Here is a 15,597-nt window from a genome sequence, read left to right as displayed (position 1 = left end):
TCTCCTTGTAAAGATGCGCTATGTGGTCCTTTTAGACAGGAGCTTTCCATGCCGACCTCGCACACAGGCAAAAGCCCGGACGCAAGCGTGGCCCTGAATATGCGCATCAAGCCTGCGACGCGCAACTTGATTGACCGCGCCGCTGAGATGCAAGGCAAGACACGGACAGATTTCATGCTGGAGGCTTCCGAGCGCCGTGCCGAGGAAGTACTACTTGACCGGACGATCTTCACTGTCAGCGCAGAAGTCTACGCTGAGTATCTGGCCCGCCTCGATGCGCCAACACAGTCCAATGAGCGTCTTAAACGCACCATGTCGACAAAAGCGCCGTGGGATGAGGCGTGATCTTAGGCGTACCCGCGCCACTTGCTGATCATCACGAGCTAGCCGAATTCCATTCTGGTGTCCCTGAGCTTGACGATTGGCTACTTCTCCGCGCCCGCGCCAATCAGGCGAGCGGCGCATCGCGTACTTTCGTCGTGTGTGAGGCCAACCGCGTCATCGCCTACTACGCCCTCGCTTCCGGCGCGGTAAAGCAATCGGAAGCGCCGGGACGTTTCCCGCGGAACATGCCTGATCCGATACCAGTCGCCGTGCTTGGACGCCTTGCCATTGATCAATCCCATCAGGGACGTGGTTTCGGCAGGGCGTTAGTGCGCGACGCAGGTCTGCGCTTGATCAATGCCGCCGAGGTACTTGGGATTCGCGGCGTTTTGGTCCATGCGATTTCGGATGACGCACGAGCCTTCTACGAAGCGGTTGGCTTCCTGCCTTCCCCGTCCGACCCCATGATGCTGCTGGTTGGGTTGCATGACCTCAACAACGCGCTGACCTCGTCACCAAGCTGACTGCTAAATCGCTGAAACCAATTACGAACTTCGGCGCAAGAAATGAGGTGCCGAGGGTTCCCATCCGTTCAAGGCCGTAGTTCGCAGCTAGACTGAAGCCAAAGCAGGCCTGACGAGTCCGAGGTGGTCACGTAGCGTCGAACCGCTGTATTCGGTGCGGAACAGGCCACGTTCCTGCAGGATAGGCACGACCAGCTGGGTGAAGTCTTCCAGGCCCTCCGGGAAGAAGGGCGGCATGACGTTGAAACCGTCGGCGGAACGACCATCGAACCACTGCTGCATGCGGTCGGCGATCTCCAGCGGCGTGCCGAGCACGATGTGGTGGCCACGACCAGCGGCAACGCGCAGCGCCAGCTGGCGGATCGTCAGGTTCTCGCGCCGGGCAAGCGCCGTCAGGAGTTCGGCGCGGCTGCGCAGCTGATCGGAGATCGGCAGGTCCGGTAGCGGGCCATCCGGATCGTAGTCGCCAAGGCTGTGGCCGATGCGTTCTTCCAGCAGCGGCATGGCGCTATTCAAGTCGGTCCACTGGTCGAGTTCGGCGAGCTTGTCCTTAGCTTCCTTCGCCGTGCGGCCGATCACTGGCAGGAAGCCTGGCATGACAGCGACGTCGTCCGCCTGCCGTCCGAAACGCGCGACGCGTTCCTTGAGGCTCCTGTAGAAGGCCTGTGCTTCTTCGAGGCTCTGCTGCGCGGTGAAGACGACGTCAGCTGTTCGCGCGGCGAGGTCCTGCCCAGGCCCGGAGGAACCGGCCTGGATCAGGATCGGATGGCCCTGCGGCGAACGCGGGATGTTGAGCGGTCCCTTGACCGAGAAATACTTGCCCTTGTGTTCGAGCACGTGGACTTTGCTCGGATCGGCATAGACGCCGTTCTCCTTGTCCTTGACGAAGGCATCGTCGTCCCAACTGTCCCACAGCCCGCGCACCACGTCGACGAATTCTTCCGCGACGGCATAACGCTCGTCATGCTCTGGATGGGCCTTCGAAAAATTGTTGGCGGTGCGGGCATAGGATGTCGTGACGATGTTCCAGGCGGCGCGCCCCTGGCTCAGGTGGTCGATCGAGGAGAAAGCGCGGGCGGTATGATAGGGCTCGCCATAGGTCGTCGATGATGTCGCCGCCAGTCCGATCTTGTCCGTCACCAGCGCCAGCGCCGATAGCAGCGTCAGCGGCTCGAAACGGGCGATTGTGGAAGGATGCGCATCAACGCCGCTGGTCAGGCCGTCGGCAAGAAAGACCATGTCGAACTTGGCTGCTTCTGCAATCTGCGAGACGTGGCGCAGCAGGTCGAAGTTCTCGCTGCCCGCTTCCGCATGCGGATGCCGCCAGCCGGATACGTGATGGCCCGCTCCCTGCAGGAAGAGGCCGAGATGGATTTCTCTCTTACGGCTCATGGCGAAGTCTTTCTTCATCGGAGTTTTGGATGACGTCCTGGCCAAGCAATGCCAGCAGCCGATGGAGATCGGCGGCGCTGCTCATGGAGCGGACGAGTGATGGAATGTCGGCAAAGGCCGGATTGCCGGCGGTCGCATCGCGGAACTTTTCGGTCGGATCCGCCACGCCCGGCAGACCGTCGAAGCGGCGGGTGACCGTGCTGCCGTCGCGGAGCGCAATATCGAGGATCACGAACCGGGTCTTCGGATCGCTGGACATGCGCGGCGCAGTCTCGTCATGGCGACGGCCGGCGCGACCGGCCAGCGCCATAAGATGTGGCTGCACCGGCCGGTCGTCGAAATGGTCGAGCCGCAGGGCACCGTCGATCAGCGCCGCGGAGAACACGTATTCCGGGCTGAAGCGAGCCTCAATGCCGTTTGTCGGCTTGCTCACCACCAGCGCAGCATCGGCGCCAGGTGGATAGGTGAAAGTGATGCTTTCGATCGCATCCACCGCAAGCCCTTCGCGGTGCAGATCGATGCCGAGCGAGGCGACGGGATGGCTGGCGGTGCAGCAGGGATAGGCTTTCAGGGTCAGTCCCGGCGCCACGATCTGCCAAGGGGTACCCCAGTTCTCGGTGATGGCGGCGGGGCGCTCGGCACCGAATGCATAGGCTGAGTGGAAACCGACCGGATTGTCGAGGAAATCCGGCGCGCCGCCGAAAGCGGCCGCCGCCAAGCGTGCCGACAACAAGCCGGACCGCGCCGCCATGCCGGCATGATAGGGTTTGGCGTCATAACCGAACTGCAGCCGCAGTCCGGAGGACTGCGTCGCAGCGAGGCCGAGCGCAATGGCGGCTTCCTGCGCCGAGACCCGCGTCAGATGCGCGATCGCCGCTGCGGCGCCGACAGTGCCGAGCGTCGCCGTGGCATGAAAGCCGTTCTCGTAATGCTTGGAGCCGATCGACAGGCCGAGCCGCGCCATAGCCTCGAGCCCGACCACATAGGAGGCGACCAGCGCGTCCGCGGTAAATTCGCGCTCGGCGGCAAGCGCCAGCAGGGCCGGGAGGATCACCGTGGTCGGATGGCCGCGCACGCTGGCATGGACATCGTCGTAATCGAGGACGTGGCCGGCATAGCCGTTGACGATGGCGGCAACCAGCGGATCGGTGCGGCGCTTGGCTCCGACCAGGATTGCTTCGCCCGGCAGATTGGCGCCGACGGCGTCGGCTAGGACGGCGGTGGTGCGACCGGCGGCGCCGGCGATCGCGCAGGCGAGGAAATCGACGATCGCCGTGCGTGCCGCTTCCATTGCGGCGGCATCGGTCGTCGGGTCCGAGACGACGATCGCCTCGGCAAAGGCATGGGTCAGGGGTGCGGCTGTCGTGGTCATGAAGAAATCCTAGATGCCTTCGCCGCCGCGCACCGCGCCGCGCCCGGCAAGCCCACTGACGAACTGGCGCACACGGGGATTGTCTGCGCTGTGGAAGATTTGCTCGGGCGAACCCTGGTCGATGATGCGACCGTTCTCGGTAAAGACGACGATGTCGCTGATCTCCTCGGCAAAGCGCATTTCATGCGTCACGAGAATGCTAGTCATGCCGTCACGAATGAGATCGCGGATAACACACAGCACTTCGCCGACCGTCTCCGGATCAAGAGCCGAGGTCACCTCGTCGAACAGAACCAGCTCGGGCTTCATCGCCAGCGCCCGGGCGATCGCCACGCGCTGCTGTTGGCCGCCAGAGAGCTGGCCGGGATAGGCACCGGCCTTTTCCGAAAGCCGGACCCTGTCCAGCAGCTCGCGAGCGAGCTTTTCCGCCTCCTGCCGGTCGGTACCGAGAATTCGGGTCGGCGCCAGGACGATGTTGTCGAGAACCGTCAGGTGCGGAAACAGGTTGTATTGCTGAAAGACGATGCCGACGCGTTTGCGTAGCGCGATGCGCTCGCTCTCGCGGGTCAGCTGGTCGACGCGGGTGCCATTGACGGTGATACGGCCGCTCTGCGGCTGCACCAGCGCGTTGATGCAGCGCAGGATCGTCGATTTGCCCGAACCGGACGGACCGATGATGGAGACCGCCTCGCCCTTGCTGACGGTCAGGTCGATGCCCTTCAGCACCTGGGTCTGGCCGAAGGACAGATGCACGTCTTCCAGTCGGACGATCGCGGTGTTGGATATGTTCATCGTCTCAAGTTCCTCAGGCCGCGTTGAAGCGACGTTCCAGTCGTCGTGTCAGGCGGGCGATCGGGTAGCAAAGCGTGAAGAAGGCGGCCATCACCACGATATAGGCGATGACCGTGAAATCGAGCCGGCGCACGGCAGTGCTGGCATCGGTCGCCGCGTGCAGCAATTCGTGCACGCCGACCAGCGAGGCGAGCGCCGTGCCCATGGTGATCGAGGCTGCGACGTTCATCCAGGGCGGCAGCGAACGGCGCAGGCATTGCGGCAGGATGATCCAGCGCAGCGCCTGATTGCGCGAGAAGCCGAGGCCCTTGGCCGCCTCCCACTGGGTGGTCGGGATGGAGAGGATCGCGCCTCGGGTGATCTCGGCAACGTAGGCGCTGGCCGGAATGGCAAGCCCGATCACGGCTTTTAGCCAGTCGGGGAAGGGGAGGTAATTGCCGAACACGACGATCTCGAAGGGGAAGATATAGGTCGTCGCGAAGATCAGCACGAGATGCGGCGCATTTCGGAAAATCTGCACATAGGCGACGACCGGATAGCGCAGCGGCCGGTAGGGCACCAGTTCGAGAATCCCGAACAGCACGCCGATCAGCGTGCCCAGCGCCATGGCGCACAGGGCGATAAGGATGTTCATCCCGAAGCCGGAAACAAGATAGGGGATCCATTCGAGCAATTCGCGGCCGAGCGTCAGGTCGGCGAGCGACCAGACGAGGAGGAGGAGCGGCAGCGCCACGAAGCCGACATTGCGCAGGATCTTGCTGCTCCTGCGCGATTGGGAGTGCACGGCAGCCGTCATAGGCCGTATCCTGGAACGGCGAGCCTGCGCTCCACCCATAGGCCGACACGGGCGACCACGATGTTGATGAGGCTGAAGAACAAGAGGATGACGATCATCAGTGAGACGACGTTGTCGCGCTGCGTCCAGACCATGATCGAGGCATAGGTGATTTCGCTCACCGCAATCGCGTTGCCGACCGTGGTGAGCTTCACGAGATTGACGAGGTTGTTGACGATTGCCGGCAGCGATGCCCGCAATGCCAGCGGCACTTCGACGTAACGCAGGATTTGCAACTGGCTGAAGCCAATGCCGCGGGCTGCCTCGACGGTCGAAGCGGGCACCGCCTCGATGCCGGCGCGGATCGCTTCGGCATGGAGGGCCGCGATATGCAGCCCGACCACCGCCACCACCCAGAAGAACGGCGACAGCGGATTGTTCTGGGCGCCCCCGACCAGATCGGACACGAAGGTGTTGAGGACGAGGAAGCTGAACATCAGCTGCACCAGCGTCGGCGTGTTGCGGGTGATTTCCACGAAGGCCCGCACCGGCGCCGAAAGCCAGACCCGGCCCGATGTCAGGCAGGCGGCAAAGAGCAGGCCGGCCACCAGGCTGACAGGTATGAGCAAAGCGATCAGATAGAGCGTGGTGATGAACCCATCACGCCAGATCTGCGCCTCGTATCCCGTCGCGAGGAATTCGTAATTCAGGCCGAGCCTGCCCGTCAGACTAATGAACAGGTCGGTGAGATTGATGTCCTGCATGTGCTCTGCCGGTCCCGCCGCTTACTTGCTGGCGGAAAGCGTCTTGTTTGCCTGCTGGAGGTACTCGGTATTTAAAAGCCGGTTGGCCTTGGCGAATTCCAGCAGCTTACCAGACGTGTGCAGCTTCTTGACGCCGGCATCTAGGGCAGCCTGCGTATCCTTCTCGCCCTTGCGCAACCAGATCACCGAATCCGATGGGATCAGCTCGGTGGGGAAGGGAATGGCATAGTCCTTCCATTCCTCCGGTCGGTCCTGTAGCAAGAGGCCGACCGTCGCGCCGACATGCACTGCCGCCACGCAATTGCCGCCCTGAAGAGCGAGCAGCGATTCCGGCTGGCTCGGCAGCGCCTTAACAACTGCGCCATATTCTTCCATGAGAGGCTGCGTGTAGTTTGAGCCCTGCGACACGCAGACCGGCTTGCCCTTGATATCCGCCCAGTCCTTCAGGCCGCTGTCCTTGCGCACCACAGCCGCGCCACCGCTGCGGTCATAGGGCGTCGGCACGTAGTCGAGCACCTTGGCGCGCTCTTCGGTGTACTGCATGTTGGCGATCAGGATATCGACCTTGCCTTGCTGCAGGAACTGCACGCGGTTCGGCGGTGTCACCGTCACCGTCTCGAGTTCGACGCCGAGGTCATCGGCCAGCGCCTGGGCGATGTCGAGATTGAAGCCCTTCTGCGCCTGCGTCTTCGGGTCAATATAGCCGAAGGGCGCGCCGGACAGGATTACGCCGACGGTCAGCTTGCCGCGTCCCTTGATGCGGTCCAGCGTGGCATCCGCAGACGCCTGTGTCGACGTCAGTGCCGAGATTGAAAGAGCAAGTCCGAAGAATAACTTGGTGAGTTTGGTGGATGACATTCCGGGCTCCTTGGTTCAGCCAGGAACCTAGTGGAGCCTCTCAGTTGCCACGAGCAATCGCATCCTCTCTTCCAAGTGACAGTGAAACTGTTATCCTGTAATACGCCAAATCCATAGAAAATATGCTGCGATCAGGATGCCTGGGAGATCCTATCTCAGATGATTGCCAGCTCCGCTCCGCTCTTATCCGTCCACAGGCGTCGTCATCTGGGATCTTTATGCAGCCTCACCGAGCTTCGGTAACTAGGTCGTCGAACCATAAAAGGTGTTGGGATCTTGAGCGAGGTCGACCTTGCTGCCGAATCTGGTCGTTTTACATTGGGCGGTGGATGCTGCTGTTGCGACAAGGCTCACCACGAACATGTTTGAAGTCAAATTGGGCCCAACCAGCCATTTATATTCCTTCGCTCAGAGGCGACGAGACGAATCCGGGAGCGCGACGCCGGAAAATTGGCGCACCCGCCTTTTAGGGTACTTGCTGGCGGCGAAATGGCGGAGTTTGCTGACGCCAAGCGTGCATCTTGAAGCGCAAAATCGGAAGAGAATCGGTGGGTCTTCGGTTCGAATTCTTTCAAGCCAGGGATTGGAACAGGTAATCTGCAGGTATTTGTTCAAAGGGCTCCATCGTCAACTGACGCCGGGCATTGCCCGATAGGGCGCGCCAAGATGCAATTCGAGATACCGAGGCGGACCGACGGTCAGGCCGAGGGATATTTTCGTACCCGGCCGTCATATCGATAGCTGAAGGTAAAAAGCCGAAATTTTCATTAGGAATCCACCGTGATAGCGTCTTCGACGGAATGCGGCAGTTCGAATCCCATGGCGACCAAAATTCTGTCGGCGTTGTCACATATGACGCGACCCTGGCGTCCGGCATCTTTTTACCAAGCGACTTCGTAGATCCGCGCGGCATCCGACAGCGATACCGTGCGCGGATTGTTGACCAGCAAGCGGGTCTGTTCCATGGCACTTTCCGAAAGCAGGGGCAGCCCATCCTTCGGAATTCCGACATCTCTCAGGCGTACGGGCAGGTTGAGGCGCACAGGCAGTATTGCCAATCCTTCGATGAAACCGGAAAGCCGGTCGGCCTGACCGGCAGGCTCAAGGTGAGGAAAGAGGCACGGCGCCAGTTCCGCATAGGCATTACCACACGCGATCGCGTTGAAGCGCAGGACATGCGGCAGGACCAGACTGTTGGAAAGGCCGTGCGCAACGTGATAGCGGCCACCGATCGGGTAGGCGAGAGCATGGACGGCAGCGACCGGCGAATTGGCAAAGGCCTGACCGGCCAGCATGGCGCCGAGCAGCATCGCCTGTCGGGCGGCGAGATCGGTTCCGTTCATCACCGCGATTTCGATATTCGCCCCGAGAAGCCGAAGAGCCTCCTTGGCAAGGGTTCGGGAAACCGGATTGTTGTTCGTACTCGCGGAGGTAAAAGCCTCGATGGCGTGCACCATGGCGTCAATCCCCGTTGCAGCCGTCACGGCTGGAGGAAGGCCGAGGGTCAACTCCGCGTCGAGAAGTGCCGCATCCGGCAGTAGCACCGGCGATACGACGCCTTTTTTCTCGTGTGTGCCGGTGGTGACAATGGAAATCGGCGTGACTTCGGAGCCGGTGCCTGCCGTTGTGGGCACAAGCACCAGCGGCAAGCGCTGCCCGCTCGCTTTGCCTACTCCATAGATATCATCGAGTGCTTCACCGCTTTTGCAGAGCAGAGCTACAAGTTTTGCCACATCGAGCGACGAGCCGCCGCCAATGCCAAGTACACCCGTGGCGCCGAAACCGATCGCCTGCGCAACGGCCGCATTAATGATGGCTTCCGGCGGATCGGCGACAACGTCGGTGAAGACCGATACGTCAGAGCCGCCGTCCGCAAGGCTCGCCAGGGCCGGCTGAACGAGCCCCGCCTTGACGACCCCTTCGTCTGAAATCACCACGACGCGCGGCCCGAGTCGCGTTTTCGTCAGCTCCGAAAGTCTGGCGATGCAACCCGGTCCCGCGATGATCTGCGGGACGGTCGCGAATGTGAATGTGGACATCTTGCCGGTCTTTCACTGATGCCATTTGACGAGCGGCTGATAGTGATGCGGCTGACGCATGACGACAAGATCCTTTCGCCGGACGATGTTCGTCGGATAGGGCGTATCGAGATTGGTGGTGTCGACGGCTGCCGCCGCAATCCCGTCCTCGTCCAGGATTGCCGATTCCTGGCGCGGAAAGGCAAAGGAATCCGGCCCGAATACCGCACTCTTGCCTTGGTATCCCCGTGCCGCATCCAGGACGTTGGCGAAGGCGAAATAGAGGTTGTTCTCGCCCCCGCGCACGCGCAAAGCATGCCAGTGATAGGGATCGGCGCCCTTGGGTATCGGATAGTTATGCGGAATTTTCGTGCCGTTGTGGCTGCCGGTGAAAGTGCCTGCTATGGCTGATGGGCAAGCGACCACGTCGCATCCCATCAGCGCCAGCGAACGGATGGCTTCCGGATAGAGCGCGTCATGGCCGATCGCCAGGCCGACGCGGCCAATGGCAAGATCGTAGACTTTCCATTCGTCGCCGGCGGTCGCCCAGCTGTCGGCAATGCCGAGATGCGTCTTGCGATAGCTGCCCACGAGCCCCTCGGGGCCAGCGACAACAGCGCTGTTGTAAACCTTGTCCCCGTCCTCTTCGGCAAATCCGGCGACAAGATAGAAACCGAGCTTCATCGCCAGACGAACGAAGGCCGATACCGTCGGGCCCGAGAGCGGTTCCGCCCGGCCTTGCGGGGCCGCTAGTCCGGTCAGCGACAGTTCCGGGAAAACCAGAATATCCGGTGCTGTCGTTGCCTTCGCCTCGGTTGCCAGATCGGCGATGCGGGCGAGATTGTCGGCGACGACGGAGGTGGGGGCGAACTGGGCGACAGCGGCGCGGGATGCGCGTCCGCGCGGGATCGGCTGGTAGCCATAGAGACGGAAGTAATCGCCCGGGTTCCAGGTGAAGCTGTTGGTCATCATGTTCATGTAGAGCTCGGGCCGGCGGGACTTGAATACCGGTTCGAACAAGACCTCGCGGCGGCGGGCGCGGGCAAGATCGATCGTGCCATAGGCAATCCCGTCGCCCGTATCGATCGATGCGGCAACCGTACCGTCGGGCTCGATCAGGCAGCTTCCGCCTGAGAACTGCACCGTTCTCTCCAGCCCCCAACGGTTGCTTTCAATGACGTAGCAGGCGTTCTCAAAAGCGCGGTTGATCCAGTAGGGTGCCGGCGTGCGCTCCTGCAGCCAGTTGGAGATGTGGCAGATGATGTCGGCACCGGCCAGAGCCTCCAGCCGCGCCGTCTCGAAGAAGTGCAGATCCATGCAGACCAGCATCGAGATCCGGCCGATCTCGGTTTCGAATACCTCGTGGACGATGTCGCCGTTGGCAGCCCATTTCGGCTCCGCGATATAGGGATGCGATTTGCGATGCCGGCCAACGACGCCGTCGGGACCGATGAGGACGGCGGTATTGTAATAGAGATCGCTCGCCGGATCGACTTCCGGCATGCCGACGACGATATAGCAGCGGTGTTTTCTGGCAATGGCCTGGAAAACATCGGTGGTCGCTCCGGGGATAACCTCGACGAAAGGTTTCACTTCGGCCCTGTCGAACCAGCAATAGCCGGTCGTGCCCATTTCGGGCGTGACGATCAGGCGTGCGCCTGCCTCCGCGGCCTCTTCGCAAAGGGCTGCCAGCCGGCTGATATTGCGCGCCTTTTCGAACATGGTCGGTTCGAACTGGATGGTGGCCGCGGTATAGCTTTGTGTCGATGTCATGGTTGTTCCCATTGTCTCTATGAAAGGATATCGGTCTGTTTCAGACAGCCATATGCCGGTGAACAAGCGCGTCGGAGAGCGTGTCGATGGCGCCGGCCGCGACCACGCCTCCCTTCTCCAGCATTGCGAACTGGTGAGACGCGTGCCGCGCAAATGCGACGTTTTGCTCAACGAGGATGATCGTCATGCCGATCTCGCGATTGAGCCGGATGATGATCTTTTCGATCTCCTCGACGATGGAGGGTTGGATGCCTTCGTTCGGTTCATCGAGAAGCAGCACTTTAGGATCTGCGGCCAGCGCGCGGGCGATGGCGAGCTGCTGCTGCTGGCCGCCCGAAAGCACGCCGCCCGGCCGATCGAGATTGGCCATCAGGTATGGAAAAAGCTCCGGCACCAGCGCAGGAATCTCGCGTTTGCCATCGGTGCGGGCAAAGGCGCCCATCAGGATGTTCTCGCGGATGGTAAAATCGGGAATGATCTCCCTGCCCTGAGGGACGTAGGCAATACCGGCCCTTGCCCTTTCATGCGTTGGGGATGCGGCCATGTCCTTTCCCTGCAGACGCATCTCGCCAGTCATGCGGTCGGTCAGTGCCATCAGGGTTTTCAACAGGGTCGTCTTGCCGGTGCCGTTGCGGCCGAGGATGCTCGTCACCTTGCCGGCCGGAATCTCGAGCGTGACGCCGTGCAGGATATGGCTGCGGCCGTAGTAGCTGTGCACGTCTTTCAACGACAGCATCAGGATATTCCTTTCGAACCGAGATAGGCTTCACGGACTTTAGGATTGCGCTCGATATCTTCGACGCCTCCTTCCGCCAGAACCTCTCCGAGATGGAGAACGGTGATGCGTTCGGCGATTTCGCGGACGAACCCCATGTCGTGCTCGACAACGAGGATCGTATGGCGACCTTTGAGATTGTTGATGATCTGGGCGGTCTTACGGGTTTCCGCTTGGGTCATCCCGGCTGTCGGTTCGTCGAGCAGGACCACCTTGGGATCCTGAACGATGAGCATGCCGAGCTCCAGCCACTGCGTCTGGCCGTGGCTCAAATAGGCGGCCATCACGTCGCGCTCGGCATCGAGACCGATGAGGGCAAGGACGTCGTCGACGCCGTTTGCCTCCGCTCGTGAAAATCCGAAGCGAAGATTGGCAAGCACCGAAGGATTGCGGCAATTGGCGACCTCGAGATTCTGCCGCACGGTAAGGTCGCGAAAGACGCTGGGGATCTGGAATTTCCGGCCTATGCCGGCGCGCGCGATGCGGTGTTCGGGCCAGTTGGTGATGTCGGTGTCGTAGACGAAGACCTTGCCCTGCGTGCTGCGCGTCTTGCCGCTGACCAGATCCATCAAGGTCGTCTTACCCGCGCCGTTTGCGCCGAGCAGCACACGCAGCTCGCCGTCGAAGACGGTGATGCTGACATTGTTGACGGCGCGGAAGCCGCCGAAATCGACGCTGAGACCGTCGATGGTCAATGCGATCGCACTCATATCACAATGCCTCGCTTTGTTGCTGCAATGGTGAAGATGCCGCACCGGGTTTGAGCCGGCGGATAAACTGCCGCAGCACATCATGTGCAAGGCCGCCAAGGCCACGCGGCATGAACAGAACGACCAACACGAAGATGAGACCGATGATTGCTTTCCATGCCTCGACCAGCGCTTCGGTTTCGCTGACCTCAGCTTCGATCATGTTGATCAGGATCGCGCCGATGCAGGCGCCAAGCAGGGACGAGCGGCCGCCGACGGCAGCCCAGACGACCATCGTCACGGAAAAGGACAGGTCCATGAACGTCGGAGACGCAAACTCCGCGACGACCACGTAGAGCATGCCGGCAACGCCCGCGATCCCCGCCGAAATCACGAAGAAGAACACCTGGTAGAGCGAGACATCGAAGCCGAGATAGCGGGCGCGCACATGATCGTCGCGGATCGCCTGCAGGATCATGCCCGCGCGGGTTTCAACGATGAGACGGGCACCGATAAGCGTCAGCGACAGGCATGCGGCGCACAGATAATAGGTCGCCCGGCTGTAGGGATCGAATTCGATGCCGCCGATCGTCAGCCAGCCAAGATCCGTCAGGCCGTTGAAGCCGTTTGTCACCGGTTGCGCATCGACCATGACGAGACGGACAAGCAGAACCAGCGCCAGCGTGATGATCGAGACGAAAACGCCGGAAATGCGCTTGCGGAAAACCAGCATGCCGAGTGCTCCGGCAATCACCACCGGAAGCACGATGCCGAGCACAAGCCCCACCGATTGGCTTTGAAACGGAAGCCAGAGAAAGGAGCCCTTGTTGATGCAGCAAAGTTCCGTCGGCGCGCCGGGCTCGGCATTCCAGAGCATGAAATCCGGAACCGGCTTGTCGGAGCCTTGTTGGAGACTGGTCAGGCTCGATAGCTTCAGCGACATGGCCAGCATGTATGCGCCGAGACCGAAAAACAGTCCCTGGCCGAGATTGAGAATACCGGCATATCCCCATGTGAGCGCGATGGCGACGCCCAGCATGCCGTAGACCAGGTATTTCGAAATGCGGTTCAGCCAGAATTCGTCGCCAAAAAAGGGCGCTGCAAAAATCACCGCGATGAAGAGCACATAGGCGGCGACCTGGAATTTCCGTTCGATGCTCATGTCAGCGCCCCTTGAACGAGAACAGCCCGCTGGGCTTGACGAGAATGACGAGAATGACGACCCCGAACACGACGGCACGTGCCAGGATGTCGTTGGTGCCGATGGCGACCAGCGCATTGATCTCGCCGAGCAGCCCTGACGACAGGATGGTGCCGAAAAGGCTGCCGACCCCGCCGGTGACGACGACCATGAAGCCGTCGACGACCATCGTCGTGCCCATGTCGGGAAAGACCGTCTTGAAGCCGGACATCATGACGCCGGCGACGCCGGCAAGGCCGGAACCGAAAGCAAATGTCATGGCGTTGACGCGTTTCACGTCGATTCCGCAGGCCGCGGCCATATTCGGGTTCCGGATGATGGCGCGAACCTGCATGCCGGCCGCCGTCCGGTAGAGAATGAACCATGTCGCCAGTGTCAGCGCGGCGGTAACGGCGATGATGAAGGTGCGGTAGGCGTTGATGTCAGCGCTGGCGAGCCTGAACGTGCCCTGCAGGTAGGCAGGCACCGCGACGTTCTGCAGGCCGGCCCCAAGACCTTCGACATGAATGCCGAAAAAGGAGAGGCCGAATTCGAGCCGCACGGCCTGCTGCAGGAGGATGGCGATCCCCCAGGTGGCGAGAAGCGTGTCCAGCAGACGGCCATAAAGCCGCCGGACGACCACCCGCTCGATCAGCAGACCGAGCAGGGCCGTCACGACGAAGGCCAGCGGGATGGCGAGCAGAAGGCTTGCTTTCAGCCAGATGCCTGAGAGGACGGCGACATAGGCGCCGATCATCACCATCTCGCCATGGGCCATGTTGATGACGCCCATGGCGCCGTAGGTGATGGCAAGGCCGAGCGCCACCAAAAGAAGAATCGAGCCGAGACTGAGGCCGATAAACAGAATGTCGAGCATAACACCACCGTTCGTGAGAAGGACGGGCCGAACTCTCCTGCGCCTTCCCCATCCTGAAGCCAGGATGACAGCTCGCGGAGGAAGAGGGGCCCGCCTTCGAGACATGATCCCGCCACCCATGGATGGCGGGACGACGCGGGGAGGGGTCAGCCCTTGAGCTTTGCGGCGTCGAGACCGTTGCTGGTGCAGAACAGATTGTTCTCCGTCTCGCCATAGGCCGAATAGGGAAGCGGCTTGATCGGCGCCGGATAGGCATCGACCACCTTGCTCTGGCCGTCCGCCTGCCATTGCCCGATGCGCGGCGTCAACCAGCAATGCAGGTTGTCGGGGTCGGTGGTCACCTTACCGCCGGGCGCTTCGTAGGTTTGGCCGCGAATGCCGGCCCTGATCGCGTCAGCCGAAAGATCGCCGGACTTTTCGACGGCCTGCTTCCACAGGAACACCTCGAAATAGGCGGCTTCGAGAGAGTGGTAGGTCACGGCTTTTGGATCGTTGACGAAGGTCCTGAAGCGGTCGATGAAGCTCTTGTTCGCCGGCGTGTCGATCGACATGAAATAGGGGAAGGAGGTGTAGCTTCCGGCCGCATATTCGGCGCCCATCGCCGCGATTTCGATTTCGGAGGTGACCGTCGCGCAGATCGGCAGAACCTCCTGCGAGAGCCCTTGGTTCTTGAACTCTCGGTAGAAGGCGATGATGGAATCGCCGACCACGTTGGACAGGACCACGTCGGCGCCGGATTCCTTGATCTTACTGACCATGACGGCCCATTCCGAATGGCCAAGTTCCAGATATTCGTCCGCCACCCACTCGGCGCCGGCTGCCTCGATCAGCTTCTTGGAAACCTTGGCCATCTCGCGCGGATAGACATAGTTCGAGCCGACGATGAAGAATTTCTTCTTGCCCAGTTTCTCGACGATCCAGGGAATGTAGTTGGAGAGCTGCTGGTTCGGAACGGCGCCGGAATAGACGACGTTGCGCGAGCACTCGAAGCCTTCGTAATGCGTCTGGTAGAACAGCATCGCGCCGCGTCGCTCGAAGATCGGCAGCACGGCCTTGCGGCTTGCTGATGTGTGGCAGCCGAACACGGTCGAAATCTTGTCCTTGAGGATCAGTTTCGAAGCCTTCTCGCTGAAGGTTTTCGGATCGGAAGCACCGTCTTCGACGACGACCTCGACTGGGCGACCGAGAACGCCGCCGGTCGCGTTGATTTCGGCCACGGCCATCATGACGCCGTTTGCCAGAAGCTTCTCGGCAACGGAAAGCCCGCCCGTCTGCGAGTAGAGCGCGCCGACCTTGATGGCATCGGCTGCGAAGGCGCGGCTGCCCAGAGCCGGCAGGGCGAGTGCGGCGGAAGCGGTCGCTGCGGTTTTCAGAAATTCACGTCTATTGAACACCATCTTGGTTCCCCTTTTTTTGATTGGCGCACACGGCGGCACGGCCCGCCCAACGGCGAGGCTTTCATGCCGAAAAATGGATAGAGGACT

15 protein-coding genes are annotated in these 15,597 nt (G+C 61.3%); 2 read left to right on the top strand and 13 right to left on the bottom strand.

What is annotated here, in order from left to right; translation table 11 throughout:
- Positions 1-48 precede the first annotated feature (48 nt).
- Both FY112_RS15325 and FY112_RS15320 read left to right on the top strand, forming a co-directional pair.
- Positions 49-345 carry a DUF1778 domain-containing protein gene (locus tag FY112_RS15325; RefSeq protein ID WP_151518763.1) on the top strand — a complete coding sequence of 99 codons (297 nt, stop codon included), beginning with the start codon at positions 49-51 and terminating at the stop codon, positions 343-345.
- Positions 342-848: a GNAT family N-acetyltransferase gene (locus tag FY112_RS15320; protein ID WP_151518762.1), complete on the top strand. Its 507-nt coding sequence runs from the start codon at positions 342-344 to the stop codon at positions 846-848. Before FY112_RS15325 ends, FY112_RS15320 begins: the two co-directional genes overlap by 4 nt.
- 87 nt (positions 849-935) lie before the next feature.
- Here the strand turns inward: FY112_RS15320 and FY112_RS15315 are convergent, their stop codons facing one another.
- The 13 genes from FY112_RS15315 to FY112_RS15255 form a co-directional block, all read right to left on the bottom strand.
- Positions 936-2,240 carry an LLM class flavin-dependent oxidoreductase gene (locus tag FY112_RS15315; protein ID WP_151518761.1) on the bottom strand — a complete coding sequence of 435 codons (1,305 nt, stop codon included), beginning with the start codon at positions 2,238-2,240 and terminating at the stop codon, positions 936-938.
- A complete protein-coding gene (locus tag FY112_RS15310) occupies positions 2,230-3,612 on the bottom strand; it encodes an MmgE/PrpD family protein (RefSeq protein WP_151518760.1) in 1,383 nt (460 codons plus the stop codon). Before FY112_RS15310 ends, FY112_RS15315 begins: the two co-directional genes overlap by 11 nt.
- Before the next feature lie 9 nt (positions 3,613-3,621).
- Entirely contained in the window at positions 3,622-4,404 is a 783-nt protein-coding gene (locus tag FY112_RS15305) for an amino acid ABC transporter ATP-binding protein (RefSeq protein WP_151518759.1), read from the bottom strand.
- A 13-nt stretch (positions 4,405-4,417) separates the two neighbouring features.
- Positions 4,418-5,200 (bottom strand): amino acid ABC transporter permease, encoded by a 783-nt coding sequence (locus FY112_RS15300; protein WP_151518758.1) that lies wholly within the window; start codon positions 5,198-5,200, stop codon positions 4,418-4,420.
- Positions 5,197-5,943: an amino acid ABC transporter permease gene (locus FY112_RS15295; protein ID WP_151518757.1), complete on the bottom strand. Its 747-nt coding sequence runs from the start codon at positions 5,941-5,943 to the stop codon at positions 5,197-5,199. The genes FY112_RS15300 and FY112_RS15295 overlap by 4 nt, the downstream gene beginning before the upstream one ends.
- 21 nt (positions 5,944-5,964) lie before the next feature.
- Entirely contained in the window at positions 5,965-6,801 is an 837-nt protein-coding gene (locus FY112_RS15290; RefSeq protein ID WP_151518756.1) for a transporter substrate-binding domain-containing protein, read from the bottom strand.
- Positions 6,802-7,682: 881 nt separating this feature from the next.
- Positions 7,683-8,840 (bottom strand): iron-containing alcohol dehydrogenase, encoded by a 1,158-nt coding sequence (locus FY112_RS15285; RefSeq protein WP_151518755.1) that lies wholly within the window; start codon positions 8,838-8,840, stop codon positions 7,683-7,685.
- Between the two features lie 12 nt (positions 8,841-8,852).
- A complete protein-coding gene (locus tag FY112_RS15280) occupies positions 8,853-10,604 on the bottom strand; it encodes a nitrilase-related carbon-nitrogen hydrolase (RefSeq protein WP_181018224.1) in 1,752 nt (583 codons plus the stop codon).
- A 28-nt stretch (positions 10,605-10,632) separates the two neighbouring features.
- On the bottom strand, positions 10,633-11,328 hold the full coding sequence (gene urtE, locus FY112_RS15275; RefSeq protein WP_027686859.1) for an urea ABC transporter ATP-binding subunit UrtE: 696 nt from the start codon (positions 11,326-11,328) through the stop codon (positions 10,633-10,635).
- On the bottom strand, positions 11,328-12,077 hold the full coding sequence (gene urtD, locus FY112_RS15270; protein WP_151518753.1) for an urea ABC transporter ATP-binding protein UrtD: 750 nt from the start codon (positions 12,075-12,077) through the stop codon (positions 11,328-11,330). Before urtD ends, urtE begins: the two co-directional genes overlap by 1 nt.
- 1 nt (position 12,078) lies before the next feature.
- The gene (urtC, locus tag FY112_RS15265) at positions 12,079-13,218 is read right to left on the bottom strand and encodes an urea ABC transporter permease subunit UrtC (RefSeq protein WP_151518752.1); all 1,140 of its coding nucleotides are present in this window, start codon (positions 13,216-13,218) and stop codon (positions 12,079-12,081) included.
- A gap of 1 nt (position 13,219) precedes the next feature.
- Positions 13,220-14,113: an urea ABC transporter permease subunit UrtB gene (gene urtB, locus FY112_RS15260; protein ID WP_151518751.1), complete on the bottom strand. Its 894-nt coding sequence runs from the start codon at positions 14,111-14,113 to the stop codon at positions 13,220-13,222.
- 146 nt (positions 14,114-14,259) lie between these two features.
- Positions 14,260-15,510 (bottom strand): transporter substrate-binding domain-containing protein, encoded by a 1,251-nt coding sequence (locus FY112_RS15255; protein WP_151518750.1) that lies wholly within the window; start codon positions 15,508-15,510, stop codon positions 14,260-14,262.
- Positions 15,511-15,597: the final 87 nt, after the last annotated feature.

It is taken from the genome of Rhizobium sp. PEPV16 (assembly GCF_008919455.1).
GTDB classification, from domain to species: domain Bacteria; phylum Pseudomonadota; class Alphaproteobacteria; order Rhizobiales; family Rhizobiaceae; genus Rhizobium; species Rhizobium leguminosarum_Q.
Note: the sequence above shows the minus strand (reverse complement) of the source record. Positions and strands in the feature narration are given on the sequence as shown.

Coding starts and splice junctions, on each gene's coding strand:
- FY112_RS15325 (WP_151518763.1), top strand. CDS start 49: ATGCCGACCTCGCACACAGGCAAAAGCCCGGACGCAAGCGTGGCCCTG.
- FY112_RS15315 (WP_151518761.1), bottom strand. CDS start 2,240: ATGAGCCGTAAGAGAGAAATCCATCTCGGCCTCTTCCTGCAGGGAGCG.
- FY112_RS15310 (WP_151518760.1), bottom strand. CDS start 3,612: ATGACCACGACAGCCGCACCCCTGACCCATGCCTTTGCCGAGGCGATC.
- FY112_RS15305 (WP_151518759.1), bottom strand. CDS start 4,404: ATGAACATATCCAACACCGCGATCGTCCGACTGGAAGACGTGCATCTG.
- FY112_RS15300 (WP_151518758.1), bottom strand. CDS start 5,200: ATGACGGCTGCCGTGCACTCCCAATCGCGCAGGAGCAGCAAGATCCTG.
- FY112_RS15295 (WP_151518757.1), bottom strand. CDS start 5,943: ATGCAGGACATCAATCTCACCGACCTGTTCATTAGTCTGACGGGCAGG.
- FY112_RS15290 (WP_151518756.1), bottom strand. CDS start 6,801: ATGTCATCCACCAAACTCACCAAGTTATTCTTCGGACTTGCTCTTTCA.
- FY112_RS15285 (WP_151518755.1), bottom strand. CDS start 8,840: ATGTCCACATTCACATTCGCGACCGTCCCGCAGATCATCGCGGGACCG.
- FY112_RS15280 (WP_181018224.1), bottom strand. CDS start 10,604: ATGGGAACAACCATGACATCGACACAAAGCTATACCGCGGCCACCATC.
- urtE (WP_027686859.1), bottom strand. CDS start 11,328: ATGCTGTCGTTGAAAGACGTGCACAGCTACTACGGCCGCAGCCATATC.
- urtD (WP_151518753.1), bottom strand. CDS start 12,077: ATGAGTGCGATCGCATTGACCATCGACGGTCTCAGCGTCGATTTCGGC.
- urtC (WP_151518752.1), bottom strand. CDS start 13,218: ATGAGCATCGAACGGAAATTCCAGGTCGCCGCCTATGTGCTCTTCATC.
- urtB (WP_151518751.1), bottom strand. CDS start 14,113: ATGCTCGACATTCTGTTTATCGGCCTCAGTCTCGGCTCGATTCTTCTT.
- FY112_RS15255 (WP_151518750.1), bottom strand. CDS start 15,510: ATGGTGTTCAATAGACGTGAATTTCTGAAAACCGCAGCGACCGCTTCC.